Below are 13,337 nucleotides of genomic sequence, written 5' to 3' on the forward strand. Positions count from 1 at the left end.
GATTTGGTGGTACCATGCGGCCGGGCAACGGGAGGAGCGGAGGATGGCATCCGGCGGCACAACGGTTCTGGTGGGAACCACCAAGGGCGCGTTTTTCATAACCTCGGAGGCGGACCGGACGGGCTGGAAAATCACCGGCCCCCATTGCGACGGCTGGCCGATCAATCACCTGGCGGGCGACCCGGACACCGGCACCGTCTGGGCCGGGGGCGGCGGTGAATGGTCCGGCGCGGGTGTGTGGAAAACCGGTGATGGCGGCGCATCATGGCAGGTCACGCGGCTGACGTCCGGGCAAATGGACGACTGGGCCGCGAACGATCCCGATTTCGCCAAAATGATCGGCTGGACCGGGGAGCCGCTGCCCTTCGGCGCGGAGTTTTCGCAGATCTGGTCGATGGGCTATTTCGACGGTGTGCTCTACGCCGGAACCAAGCCCGCAAAACTTCTGACGAGCCGCGACGGTGGCGACACCTGGGAAGAGGTCAAAAGCCTCTCGGAGCATCCCTCCGCCGACAGCTGGCATCCAGGGGCGGCCGGACTGGTGCTGCATACCATTGTGGCCGATCCGGGCGACCCGCGCAAAATGTGGCTTGGCATCTCGGCGGCGGGCGTGTTCGCCACCGAGGATGGCGGCGGCTCCTGGGAGCGGCGCAACCGTCTGTCCAACGCTGAGGCCTGCGCTGGACACGACCATCCGGCCGCGCCACGGGACGGCCAGACCGGCCACTGTGTCCACAACATGATGCGCGCGCCAGGCGAAAGCGACCTGCTCTACCAGCAGAACCACCACGGGGTCTGGCGCTCGCGCGATGGCGGGCGCAGCTGGGAGGATATCAATGCGGGGCTGCCCTCGACCTTCGGCTTTCCCATCCGGGTGCATCCCCGCGATCCGCAGACCATCTGGACCCTGCCCCTGAACGGTGACAGCATCGGCCGCTTCCCGCCGGATGCCGCCGCAGCCGTCTGGCGGTCCCGCGACGGGGGGGAAACATGGCAGGATCTGCGCGACGGGCTGCCGCAGGAAAGCTGCTATTTCACGGTGCTGCGCCAGGCCATGGCAGGGGATACCGCCGATCCGGCCGGCATATACTTCGGCACCAACAGCGGATCGGTTTTCGCCAGCACCAATGAGGGCGACAGCTGGGCTGAAATCGCCCGTCACCTGCCGACGATCCTGGCCGTTGAGGTGCTGGAAACGGCCTGACGCTCAGGCCTTTGGCCCGTCCGGCGCCCTGGTTGCGAACAGACGTGCCGCCAGCGGCGCGCCCAGGATCACGATGATCACCCGCAGCACGTGATGCGCGATGACAAAGGCCATGTCCGCCCCGACGATCAGGGCAAGCACCGTCATTTCAGCCTGCCCGCCCGGGGTAAAGGCCAGAATGGTCTCCAGCGGCGGTGCCAGGTCAAGTAACTGAACTATTTCGGAAAAAACCGCCGTGATGATAAGAAGTAAAACACAGTAGCCAAGCGCGGCGGTCACATCCCGGCGCACCTCCGTGATGGTCACGCCCGCGTATTTCGTGCCGACCGTCATGCCGATGAAGAACTGCGCCGCCCATATGGCCTCCGCCGGAGGACGGTGCTGCAGAATGCCCGTGAGCGACATCAGCGTGGCCAGGATCATCGGGCCCAGAATGGACGCGCCGAACATGCCGACGCGCTTCGCCAGCCGCCAGCCCGCGATGCCGCAAAAGACCATCACGAGCAGCTGAAACGGCTCAATCGTGAGGAGCGGATCGCCCGGCGGATTGCTCAGATCCGCGTCCCACACCCATTGCAGCAGGAACGGCAGCGTCACGACGACAACCATGATCCGCGTGGCGTGAATGAGCGACAGCGTCCGCACATTGCCGCCCGCCTCCTCGCCAAACACCAGCATGTCCTGAAGCCCGCCTGGCATGGCCGAATAGTAGCTGGTGGCAAAATCATAGCCCCAGATCCGCTGAAAATACGGAACGCCCACGGCCCCGATGCAGGCCACCATGACCGGGATCATCAGCAGCGTGGGCCACATGGCCGCCATGGAGGCCACCAGCGCGGTGGTGAAGGTCGCACCGACCGCCACGCCGAGAATGGTCCGCATCCCGTCATTCAGGGTCTTGTTGCCCTTCATGGGCACGCCGAACAGGGCCGCGAGAAGGCAGGCGAAAATCGGGCCCAGAAGCCAGGGCAGGGGCAGGTCGAGGGAGATGAAGACGGCCACGCCAATGGCCGCAATCAAAATGGGTGTGAGATATCGGATCATTCCCGCATCGCTTTCAGCCTTTGGCGCAGGGAGGTTTGAAGATGGTTTTCCGCTGCTTTTTCAGCGGCTTCCACGTCCCCGGCGCGAATGGCGTTGATAATGTCCGCATGCTGCGCACAGACGGCTTTGATCCGCTCCTCATCGGCCAGCGTCGTGGGGCCGAGCAGCATCAGGGCGTTGTTGAGCGCCCGCGCGGATTCCAGCAGGAACCGGTTGCGCGTGGCGAGATAGAGGCACCGGTGGAACCCCTGGTTGAGCGTGACGGCCTTCTGACGGTCCGACACCGACGCGGCGAGCGCTTTGTTGATCGCCTCCATTTCATCGGTCTCGGCCTCGCTCGCGTGCTTCGCGGCCATGCCGGCGGCGGTGCGTTCCAGAACCACCCGCATCTCATAAAGTTCAACGACTTCAGTATGATCGAGCTTGCGGATCACCGCACCGATGCGCGGACGGTGCTCAATGATCGCCTCGGCCTCCAGCCGCCGCAGCGCTTCCCGCACTGGCGTCCGCGACAGCTTCAGCCGATCCGCCACCTCCAGCTCCCGCAGGCGGTCGCCGGGCTGGTACTCACCCGACCGAATGGCCGCGAGCAGCTTTTCATAGGCAATCCCACCCTGCGAGAGGTCCTTGATGTCCGGTTCGGGCATTGGTTTGTCCATATTGCATCCTTTTGGATACAATAGAGATAGGGCCGCAGGCGCGGAATGTCAAACAGGTGCTGTCCTTTGCGTTTGGAGTGTTGGGCACCCGGGTTTGGCACGCCAGTTGCGTTGCCAAAGTGGAGAAACGTTTGAAACAGAAATTAGGTGTTGGAATTTGTGTAAATACCTGAGAAAGTTCCGATCGGACTCAGGTTCATTATAGTGTTTGGCATTGTTATTATCGGTAAGGGCATTTTCTATTCGTCTAATGCTTTTGTGAATTTTTGGTTGCCCGCATTCCGCGGTTGATTTTACCCGAGCCGATTCCAGCACTGCACAGAATTGACACGAAGCGATTTAATGGAATTCCGATGTTCCACTCGTGACACATTCCGGAATTCAAGACATTCTGGGAGGAAGTCATGGCGACTATTTCGGTTGACAGTTCATACGCGGTTGAAGGTGACGGTTCCGCGAGAAATTATCTTGAGTGGACAATCTCGTTGTCCGAACCAGCTGTAGATCCGATTTCAATCGACTACAGGTATTTGAGCGGTTCCGCCCTCGTCGGTACTAACTATTACGTTGACGGAGATGCCTATGCGTCGCGAACCACCGGTAGTGTCACCTTTGCAGAAGGCGAACAGATCAAGACGCTTTCGTTGAGAGTTATCCCGGATTCCGAATCTGAACAGGATGAAGCTGTCCTGTTGGAATTGTTTAATCCTACCGGAGAAGGCACTTTCGAGTCCCTTGGTCCTCTGTTGCGGTCCATTAACTGGATTAGGGACGATGATGGAAGTGGCAACAAGCTTTCCGTCTATGTCGCCAGTCCAAGGTTTGTTGAAGGAGACAGCGGCAAACAGACCGCGGAATTCGAAATCTCGCTTTCACAACCCGCGCCAAGTGGGTTTTCCTTCGATTATTCGACCGTAGACGGTTCAGCCATTGCTGGAGAAGACTATGAGGCGAAGACCGGCACGATAAGTTTTGCACCCAACCAGACCACCGCGATTGTCAGCGTCGACATTCTCGGTGATACAAAAATCGAGTCCGACGAGAGCTTTTCTCTCTCGATTGATGTACCCGATGGCGTTTCCGAGGCCACCGTTGAACCGGTGGTCATCCTTGATGACGACGCGGCAGCAGACGTCAACATGCCCTCGATATCGGCGACCGGCTCCTATTCGATCGAAGGTGATGGATCAAGTTACAATGAACTTGTTTGGACGCTGACACTCTCCGAGGCACCCGCTGATCCTGTCACGGTAAGCTACAGGTTTGTGTCCGGTACTGCAATTTTCGGAAACAGCTACTACGGCGATCCGGATGCCTATGTCTCCAGGACTGAAGGTACGGTAATTTTCGCCGAGGGGGAGCAATCCAAGACCATAGACCTGCGCATCGTGGCGGATGATGACGCAGAGGCTGATGAAGCCATTGTCATGGAAGTCTACAATCCAACCGGAGGTGCCTCTCTTGCGGGCGGCGTGCCGGTCATGCGGACCATGAGTTGGATCAGAAGTGATGATGGTTCGACCAATCATCAGGCCATGTTTGTCTCCAGTCCGGTTGTAACCGAGGGAAACAACGGAAACCGGGAGGCGGTCTTTGAGATCTCTCTTTCTCGCCCGGCTACCGAGGCATTCTCCGTCGACTTCAAAACGGTTAACGGTTCCGGAAGGGCAGGAAAAGACTACGAAGCGCTTAGTGGGGAGATAAGTTTTTCCGAGGGCCAGACTTCGGCAACCGTAGCGATTGCCATAATCGGTGATGCTGACATTGAACCCAACGAGACCTTTACTCTGGTCGTCGACGCCCCGGACACGGTCGCCGAAAAAACGGTTGGCGAAGCCACCATACTCGATGACGACACGGCAGCATCGACATCGGGTCCCAGCGTGTCGGTTCAGGGAACGAGGTCAATCGAGGGTGACATTTCCGACTCTGACTTCCTGGCCTGGACGATCACTTTGTCTGAAGCGGCATCAGACACGGTTACCGTGGACTACCGATATGTGTCGGGCACGGGCGATCTTGTGTACAGCTCTAACGGTGGTGGTGATGCCTATTCGTCAAGTACTGTAAGTTCCGTTACTTTTAAACCCGGCGAACAGTCCAAGACGGTGTTCCTGCGAATTGACGCGGAACAGAATGCCGAGCCGGATGAGTCGATTTTGCTGGAGGTATACAATCCAACGGGTGGTGCGGTCCTTCCGGATGATATGCCCGTCCTGCGATCGTCCGCCTGGATCCAGAGCGACGATGGTTCAGCTGACAAGCTGGCTCTGTACGTGGCCAGCCCCGTGGTAATGGAGGGTGACTCCGGACGACGAACGGCGGTTTTCGAAGTGTCTCTCTCAAGGCCTGCGCCTGAGGATTTCGTTGTCGAATACGAAACCGTTGATGGTTCAGCGAAGGCTGGAGAGGATTTCAAGGAAAAAAGCGGGAAAATCAAATTCAGCGAAGGCCAGAGCAGCGCGTCCGTTAGCGTAACGATATATGGTGACAGGCATGTTGAAGCCGACGAGGGCTTCACGCTGGCCTTCGATACACCGGACATTGTGGCTGAGACAGGTTTCGGTGAGGCCATCATATTGGACGACGACGCGGGATCGGAGACCAACCTGCCCGTAGTCTCCGTGCAGGGTTCATCGACAATGGAAGGTGACTCGGGAAATTACAATTATCTGAGATGGACGGTGACGCTGTCGGAGCCTGCGATTGACGATGTGAGCGTCGAATACAGATTTCTGTCAGGGACCGGGACTGCCGGGTTGTACGGTTCCAGCGATGCGGATGGATATCCGTATTCGAACAGCGGAACCCTCACTTTTTCGGAAGGCGAGAGGTCCAAGGAGCTGTATTTTCGCATTAACGCGGAACAGGATGCCGAGCCTGATGAGACTATTGTGCTGGAGTTGTTTAACACCAACAATGGGGCGGTCTTTGCCAACAACGCGCCATCATTACAAAGTGCAAGCTGGATACTGAGCGATGATGGTTCGACAGATCCGCTTGCTCTGTTCGTTTCAAGCCCAACCGTGGTCGAAAACGGTTCGGACCCGCGCGAAGTAGAGTTTGAAATATCACTTTCCCGACCCGCCCCGAAAAACTTCAGCGTAAAATATGAAACCATCGATATCTCCACGGAAGCCGGCGATGACTACAAACCCGCGTCCGGCAAGATCCGTTTTGTCGAAGGCCAGTCCACCGCATCTTTGGTTGTGAAAATCAAACCGGATGCTGACGTCGAGAAAACCGAGAGTTTCAGCCTGTCGATCGATGCGCCGGACTTTTTGACCAATACGTCAATTGGCGTTGCCACCATCCACGACGGTTCCATTGCAGGAACAAAGGGTTCGGACGTGACGACCGGCACCGATTTTGGCGACGTTATTGTCGTTATGGGTGGAAATGACAGGGCAAGCGGAAAGGACGGCGACGACATCATTCTCGGAGGCTCGGGAAAAGACACGCTGAAAGGCGGAGACGGAGATGATGTGCTTAAGGGAGGAAAAGGGGCCGACCGTCTTTATGGCAACAAGCACAAGGATACGTTGGTTGCCGGAAAAGGTGACGACAAGCTGAAAGGCGGGTCCGGTAAGGACAAGCTGCTCGGTGACGAGGGCGACGATACCATAAGCGGCGGGAATGACAGCGATCGTATCGAAGGTGGCAAGGGTAAGGACAAGATTTCCGGCGGAAACGGTGATGACGTCTTTATCTTTGGCAAGTCGGATGGACGGGACACGATAACGGATTTTGATTTGGGAAATGATGTTATCAAAATTAACAAGGGTGCCAATGCGTTCAGGGATCTCGACATCTCCGAGAACCGGGCCGGTGCGGTAGTTTCTTTCGCCGATACAACAATTGTTTTGGAAGATGTTGAGGCTGACGACCTGTCACGGGATGACTTTTTGTTCGTGTGAATGACAGCTACGGTCTCAGATGGCCGAACATCCGATCCAGGTGCCGTCGGCGCGGTTACTGGACGCGAAACATGGGCACGGAGCGGGTCTCGTCCTGCCCCGTGTTTCACATGTCCAGCACGTTTGGCGCATCCCGGTCGATCTCCGGATCGCCGGACAGGTAGGCCATGAAGTTGCACTCGCCGCAGAGATGAACCCATGACGAGGGCAACAGGCGCGGGTTCTTTTTGCGATTGAACCTGACATGCATGAACACGGTTTTCCGCCGCAGTGGGGGCAACGTCAGGCGTGTTCCTCATCCTCATACGTGCTGACCCTTCGCCCCCTTTAATACATTGGTATAACTATATAAAACCACGTTTCGCGAGGTTCCTCATCAGGGCGCGCGTCCCGAATTTCCAGGGCGGGGCCTTGTCGGAGCGGGTCACGGTGTTGCGCAGGGTGCCGAGGGTTGGGGTGGTGATTTCGACGATGTCGCCCTCGTGGTGGGTGAAACCGCTGCCGGGGTCTCCGCGGTCCTGGTTGGGGGCGAACATGGTGCCGGTGAAGAGCAGGAAGCCGTCGGGGTACTGGTGGTTGGCGTTGCGGGTCTGGGAAACCAGATCGGCGGGGGTGCGGCTGATCTCGGACATGTTGGAGGTGCCGGTAATTTCAAACCCGTCAGTTCCGCGTATCGTCATGGAAAGACTGGCGGATTCGATGTCGGCCATGGTGAACTGGTCATCGAAAAGACGGATGAAGGGGCCGACGCTGCACGACGCGTTGTTGTCCTTGGCCTTGCCGAGCAGGAGGGCGGAGCGGCCTTCGACATCGCGCAGGTTGACGTCGTTGCCGAGGGTGGCGCCGACGATGGTGCCAGAGCCGTCAACGACCATCACGATCTCCGGTTCGGGGTTGTTCCATTTGGAGATCGGGTTAATGCCGACCTCGGCGCCATAGCCCACGGCGGACATGGGCTGGGACTTGGTGAAGACCTCCGCATCCGGGCCGATACCCACCTCAAGGTATTGAGACCAAAGGTTTTCCTGCTGCAGAGCCTCCTTGACCTGCTGCGCTTTTTCCGAGCCCGCCCTGATGTTTGAGAGGCTTCCGCCGATCAGTTCTCCGATGCGTTTTCGGATCTCATCGGCCCTCGCGGGGTCGCCGGAGGTGCGTTCGTCGATGACGCGTTCGGTCATGGATTTGGCGAAGGTGACGCCGCAGGCTTTGAGGGCCTGGAGGTCGCAGGGGGCGAGGAGGCAGGGCTTGAGGGAGCCGTTGCGCATGTCGGCGGGGTCGTGGATGAAGTTCTCGACGGGGCCGAGCAACTCGCCGTTCAGGGTGTCGAACCCGGAGGCGATGTTCGCATCGAGCAGGTCGCTCATCGTCGGGAATTGTTCAGTGACATCAATGACTTTTCCGTCGCGGACGATCACCACGGAGGGGCCTTCAGCTTCGGGACGCCAGACACGGCCAACAAGTTTGGGGGAGGTTTCCGGGTTCGGAAGCATGGCTTTCCTCTCTTGGGGTTTTGTTTTGGGGGCAGTTACGGAGCAATTTTTGGGCAATGTCAAATGGGTGCCCTGGGTGTCCTTTTGGGTCAAAAAGTGGCACAGATTGTGAGTCAAATGGCACAGATTGCTGCCGGAATGGCGCAATCTGGCCCCCCTGGGGCCGGATTTGGCCGGTTCTGCGGGTCAAAACGGAGGAATTTGGATCCGTTTTGGGGCCAAAAAACCTCGATTTTACCCCACGTATTATTTTTTGTGGGGTAAATTACGGGTTGGGGAATACCCCACGGGAATTAGTTTGTGGGGTAAAGGCCGGCTGAATGAATGGTCGGAATACTCCCGGCGATGGCGCGGCTCCTGTCGTCAGCCATAATCTCCATCGCCTGGAATTTGTATTGCGTGAGGTTCAGCCGGACCGGCCGCCTCCAAAAGACGAAGCGTTCGTATCTTTGTCGCGGTATCGCAACTCTCCAACAGTAAGGGTGATCGACCCGGAGACCGAAGGTTTGAGGAGTGTTCCGGTCACCGGAGAAATGTAGCCGGAGTTTCGGCCTCAGGTTAACTGCATTGAATCACGAACGTTCGATTTCCGCGAGATGTCGCCTATTGGATTTGCGGAAGGAAATGTGATGCCCGGAGCGTGAAATTGAAAACCCAAAGTGTCGATCTGTTAGACACTGGTTCTGGATATGAACCTGGTTGGACAGGTGCACCAGCGCCTTACGTGCAGGTCAGTTCAACAATGGGGGTTTCCCGTGGCCACAGGATTTGCGGAAAGGCGATTATTGGTGATCAACCGTGAAACAGGTCATCATTGCCACGATCGTTTTTGTCCTGGTGACCACCGGGTTGTGGTTTTATGAGGATTCCATTCATCCGGGGCCGGTGCGAAGCACGCCGAAACCATCGACGCGCATCACCTATGACCCGGACAGCTGCGCCACGCCCACGGATGGGCGGGTGTTTGTGCGGCTTATGAACGGGCAGGCGTTTGCGTTTCCGGCGTATGATTTCATTTTCTTCCGCGGGCGTCCGGGCTGGCCGGATGAGGAATTCGCCGATCCGTCCGAGCCGGAGGGGTGTCCGCTGCATCCCATCGTGTCGCAGGGCGTCGTGGTTACATACCGGGCGACGGCACCTTTGGGATCGGATGCCCAGGTCAATACGGAATGGCATCCGAGGGTGCTGCAGCTGATCAGTAATCCGGGTGGCGGTGGGCCGGTGGTGATCCAGGACTCGGATCTGAAATTTTTCAGGAGATATTGCGGTGAACCGAGCGGAAACAGGCGGCACGGTGCAGAGGACGAACCTGCAACGCAAAGGGGGGTTTTGGTGAACGTATCCCCCGTCCTGCTGGATTGCCGTCTAAAAGATCCCAATCTGCCGGACCAGAGTGATTGGACATCCTTTCTTGTCGCCCGTCCTGGCATGCACCCCGAATACGAGGGCAGGCGTTATGCCGTGCTATGCTTCGGTGCCTTCCACCCGGGCGGATCACGTGACTGCCAGAGCCGGTACAACATCGAAGGCGACCTTGGTGTTGTCATAAAATTCAGCGATGCGGTCGTGCCGCCGGAAGACATGGCTACATTCGACCTCCAGATCCGCGCCTGGATCCAGTCGCAGCGCACCCCTGAATATGACGTCCCCGCAAGGGAACCGCTGGAATGAGTACACCAGGTCAAGAGCGCGGATCGGTTGGATCCTGGTGCGATCCCGAAAACCTCGTCCGTTCCGGGTGAGGGTTTTTCGGCTACGACAGGCCATCCTGGGGAGCCGCAGCGGATGACGAAAAAAGTTTACCGGTCAGCAGGCCGCGCTCACCGGCTGTTGCGGCCGAAGTAGCCCCGGAGTGCTCCCGCGATAAGGCTTATTCCAAAAGTGACAGGGGCTATGAAGAAATAGTCGGCGCGCAGCATCCGTCCGGTGGGCAGGAGGGGTGCTGGTGGGCCGTGTGTTACGGTCGCGTCCCCTCCCGGCCCCCCGACTCCTCCGCACCCGTGACGGTGTCCGCGAGCAGGATGGCGAAGGGTTTTGTCTCTTCGAAGTTGGCAAGGATGATGGCCAGGACGGAGGTCATGGGGACGGCGAGGATGGCGCCGGGGACGCCCCAGAGTGCTGTCCAGACGGACAGGGCGACGAGGACGACGATGGGGCTGAGATTGACCTGGCGGCCCACCAGTTTCGGCTCCAGGTAGCTGCCGACCATGACCTGGGCGAGGGTCAGGAACAGGGTGAGTGACAGGGTCATGGGGAGCGAGGCGAACTGTGCGACCGAGAGCACCACGGGGAAGAACACGCCGACATAGGAGCCGATATAGGGGATGTAGTTCAGAAGCCCGATCAGAAGCGCCCAGAACAGGGCGAAGTCGGTGCCGTGCAGCCAGAGCACGACAAAGGAAATGGTCGCGAGGATGACGTTGATCAGGGTTTTGATGGCCAGGTAATCCCGGACCCGGCTGTTGATGGTGCGGGTGACGTCGAGGACTTTTTGCGCCTGGCCCTCGGCTTTGAAGGCGGCGGCGACCTTGGTCTCGAAACCGCCGCGTTCGCTGATGAGAAATGCGGTGTAGAGAACGATCAGGAACAGGGTGCCGCCAATATCGGTGAAGCCGCCCAGCAGACCGAGGAACAGGGTGCGCAGGTTGAAGGCCTCGATGGTGACCTGGCGCAGCTCGTCCCACATGGCCTGGCGGTCGAGACCGAACCGGACGGCAACCGTTTCCAGCATACCGTCGATATTCGCCTCGTAGACCGGTGCCAGGGAGGCGATTTCGCGGATGGTGGTCGCCGAGATCACGGCCAGGGACATGATGACACCGGCAAACACCGTGACCAGAAAGAACCGCAGAACGGGCTGGGGCAGTCTGCGAAACAGGGGCTGGCGGTGCAGGGCGTTCGATGCGGAGATCATCACGTAGACCGTGATCAGGGCGGTGACGAGCGGCAGGATAATGGGGCGCCCGATGTAAAGCAGCCACCCCGTTGCCAGCAGAATGAACAGGGCGAGCGCCAGGTTAAGGAGTGGGTTATTCCGCATAAGGCCGTGGGTCCCTTCGGTTCAGGTTTCGCCCGTTTCGAGGTCGGTGCCGTCGAGCGCCTCGATCAGAGGGCGGGCCTCTGACCAGAAGGCGTTGGTGTCGGCGCGGGACTGGGCGAGGGTGAGGGTGACGACGGTTTGGGAGCGGGGGTAGACGAGGAAGTAAACCCCCCAGTAGCCGCGGTGGGAGATCAGCACCGGCCGGTTGCCCACGCGTTTGACGCCGGGGCCCATGGCCTGGTGGAAGGTCTCGTTTTCGTCGCCGGGCCAGGGGGCGGTGAAGGCGCGGGCGGTGGCGGCCTCGTCGAAGAGTTTGCCGTCGATGATGGCCTGGCCGAAGATCGCCATGTCACCCGCGGTGGTGACGAAACCGCCATCGGCAAACTCGAAGCCCGGGTCGCGTTCCGAGAGGTCGATGCGCCCGGCATAGTGGTGGAGGTGGTCGGAGCCGCGGTCCCATTCGGCGTTGGCTTCGACCGTGGCGCCCATGCCGAGCCGGTCGAAGATCTCGGCGCGCACGACCTCGTGGTAGGGCCGGCCCGCGACCTTCTCCAGCACCAGGCCCGCGAGGTAGTAGCCGGGGGAGGCGTAGGACATGCGCTCGCCTGGCCGGCCCACCGCCGGGACGCGGGCGGCGATGGCCAGAAGCTCGTCGGGCGTGAACTTTTTGTTTTTGTTCAGGAGTACGGTCAGGGCGAAGCGGGTGTCGCTGTCGGTGTTGCCGAAGCCCGCCCGGTGGGCGAGCAGGTGCCTGACGGTGACCTGGGCGCCGTAGAAGCGGCCGTTGATGTTGAGGAAGCTGTCGAGGCTGTCCCGCCCGAGATACGACACCACGGGGGCGTCGAGATCGACGAGGCCGCGCTCGGACAGGCGCAGCATGGCGGCCGCGGTGAACAGCTTGCCAACGCTGGCGGTGTGGAAGGGCGTGTCGGGGGTGACGGGTGTGTCCGAGCCGTTCGCCAGCGTGCCGCTGGCGTGTTCGTAGAGGGTTTCGCCGTTCCGGTCGACGCGCAGGATGACGCCGGGGATGGCACCGTCCGCGGCCCAGTCGTCGATCAGGGCTTTGAGCGTGGTGGCGTCGGAGGAGATCGACAGGGGTGTGGCCTCATCCGCCAGGGTCGACACCAGCCAGACCGCGCCGCCCGCGGCGGCGGTGAGCAGGAGGCCCAGGACGCGCAGGGCCCGGCCCGCCAGTGTTCGTCCGAAGATCCGCTCTGCTGGTGTCACGGGTCGGGGGTCCTCACGTGGCCTGTGTGGGTGGTGCCGTGGTGGGGAGGGTAGCGGATGTTTTGTGGGGGGTGGAGGGGGAAATTTGGGGGGTGTGGGTTTTGGGCGTTGGGGTGGAGCCGTGACCGTGCCAGGTCATTTGGGCTTTGAGCGTCGGGAACGTGGACAAAGTTGCAGTTGTCCACTTACCGACGAACGTCCGCTTCAGGGAGACGTGTCCATTTAAACCCCACCAGAAGCGTCAGGAGCACAGCCAGGGTTGTTAAGGCGGATTTAAGAATTGTGGCTGAGCTGGTGGCATAAACAAGTGGAGCGGAAATCTCCGGCCAACTCCAAATCATTGCTGCGATACCGAGGTTTTCGAGATAGTCGAACAGAGCGCTACCCACCGAAAGGGCAATGCCAAAGCGGACAGGTTTTCCGTTTGGCATGCGTTGCCCAAGCCAGCAGATCGTGGCGATCAAGGTCAACGTGAGCATGAGTGGATAAAGTGTGTCCAAAGCGATTTGGTGACTGAGATAATACGCGCGCCCTTGCACTCCCAACGCTTCAAGAAGCGTCGCCGCCTCAGCGGGGCCATAGCCGGAAGGACGCATGTCGAATGGGACGTGCCCTGAGACCGCTTCGATATGGGCGAGTGTAAAATTGATCATCAGCAAATAGATCGATGCACCTGTCATCCCGGCGCCAACCGCAAGTTTTCCGATATGCTTTGCGAATATTCCGTTCGTCATTTTGCCAACTCCCTGATCCGTG

General features: G+C 59.4%; 10 protein-coding genes. 3 read left to right on the forward strand and 7 right to left on the reverse strand.

What is annotated here, in order from left to right; genetic code table 11:
* Positions 1-43 precede the first annotated feature (43 nt).
* Positions 44-1,204 carry a WD40/YVTN/BNR-like repeat-containing protein gene (locus ACP15P_RS18650; protein WP_424929993.1) on the forward strand — a complete coding sequence of 387 codons (1,161 nt, stop codon included), beginning with the start codon at positions 44-46 and terminating at the stop codon, positions 1,202-1,204.
* Positions 1,205-1,207: 3 nt separating this feature from the next.
* Here ACP15P_RS18650 and ACP15P_RS18655 read toward each other — a convergent pair whose 3' ends face one another.
* Positions 1,208-2,248, reverse strand: coding sequence for an AbrB family transcriptional regulator (locus ACP15P_RS18655; protein WP_424929995.1), 1,041 nt, complete (start codon positions 2,246-2,248; stop codon positions 1,208-1,210).
* Complete coding sequence (locus tag ACP15P_RS18660; protein WP_424929996.1) at positions 2,245-2,907, reverse strand: GntR family transcriptional regulator; 663 nt, start codon at positions 2,905-2,907, stop codon at positions 2,245-2,247. Before ACP15P_RS18660 ends, ACP15P_RS18655 begins: the two co-directional genes overlap by 4 nt.
* A gap of 404 nt (positions 2,908-3,311) precedes the next feature.
* On the opposite strand from ACP15P_RS18660, the gene ACP15P_RS18665 reads away from it, so the two are divergent.
* Entirely contained in the window at positions 3,312-6,824 is a 3,513-nt protein-coding gene (locus tag ACP15P_RS18665; RefSeq protein ID WP_424929997.1) for a Calx-beta domain-containing protein, read from the forward strand.
* Positions 6,825-6,930: 106 nt separating this feature from the next.
* On the opposite strand, the gene ACP15P_RS18670 is transcribed toward ACP15P_RS18665, so the two are convergent.
* On the reverse strand, positions 6,931-7,074 hold the full coding sequence (locus tag ACP15P_RS18670) for a hypothetical protein (protein ID WP_424929998.1): 144 nt from the start codon (positions 7,072-7,074) through the stop codon (positions 6,931-6,933).
* Between the two features lie 94 nt (positions 7,075-7,168).
* On the reverse strand, positions 7,169-8,314 hold the full coding sequence (locus tag ACP15P_RS18675) for a fumarylacetoacetate hydrolase family protein (protein ID WP_424929999.1): 1,146 nt from the start codon (positions 8,312-8,314) through the stop codon (positions 7,169-7,171).
* 798 nt (positions 8,315-9,112) lie between these two features.
* Between ACP15P_RS18675 and ACP15P_RS18680 the strand changes: the two genes are divergently transcribed.
* A complete protein-coding gene (locus ACP15P_RS18680) occupies positions 9,113-9,985 on the forward strand; it encodes a hypothetical protein (RefSeq protein WP_424930000.1) in 873 nt (290 codons plus the stop codon).
* Between the two features lie 286 nt (positions 9,986-10,271).
* Here ACP15P_RS18680 and ACP15P_RS18685 read toward each other — a convergent pair whose 3' ends face one another.
* The 3 genes from ACP15P_RS18685 to ACP15P_RS18695 all read right to left on the reverse strand — a co-directional run bounded on the left by ACP15P_RS18685 (position 10,272) and on the right by ACP15P_RS18695 (position 13,315).
* On the reverse strand, positions 10,272-11,354 hold the full coding sequence (locus ACP15P_RS18685; RefSeq protein WP_424930001.1) for an AI-2E family transporter: 1,083 nt from the start codon (positions 11,352-11,354) through the stop codon (positions 10,272-10,274).
* 21 nt (positions 11,355-11,375) lie between these two features.
* Positions 11,376-12,581 carry a serine hydrolase domain-containing protein gene (locus ACP15P_RS18690; protein ID WP_424930002.1) on the reverse strand — a complete coding sequence of 402 codons (1,206 nt, stop codon included), beginning with the start codon at positions 12,579-12,581 and terminating at the stop codon, positions 11,376-11,378.
* Positions 12,582-12,766: 185 nt separating this feature from the next.
* Positions 12,767-13,315 carry a hypothetical protein gene (locus ACP15P_RS18695; protein ID WP_424930003.1) on the reverse strand — a complete coding sequence of 183 codons (549 nt, stop codon included), beginning with the start codon at positions 13,313-13,315 and terminating at the stop codon, positions 12,767-12,769.
* Positions 13,316-13,337: the final 22 nt, after the last annotated feature.

Origin of the sequence: Amaricoccus tamworthensis (assembly GCF_049800875.1) — a bacterium.
In the GTDB taxonomy this organism is placed as follows: domain Bacteria; phylum Pseudomonadota; class Alphaproteobacteria; order Rhodobacterales; family Rhodobacteraceae; genus Amaricoccus; species Amaricoccus tamworthensis.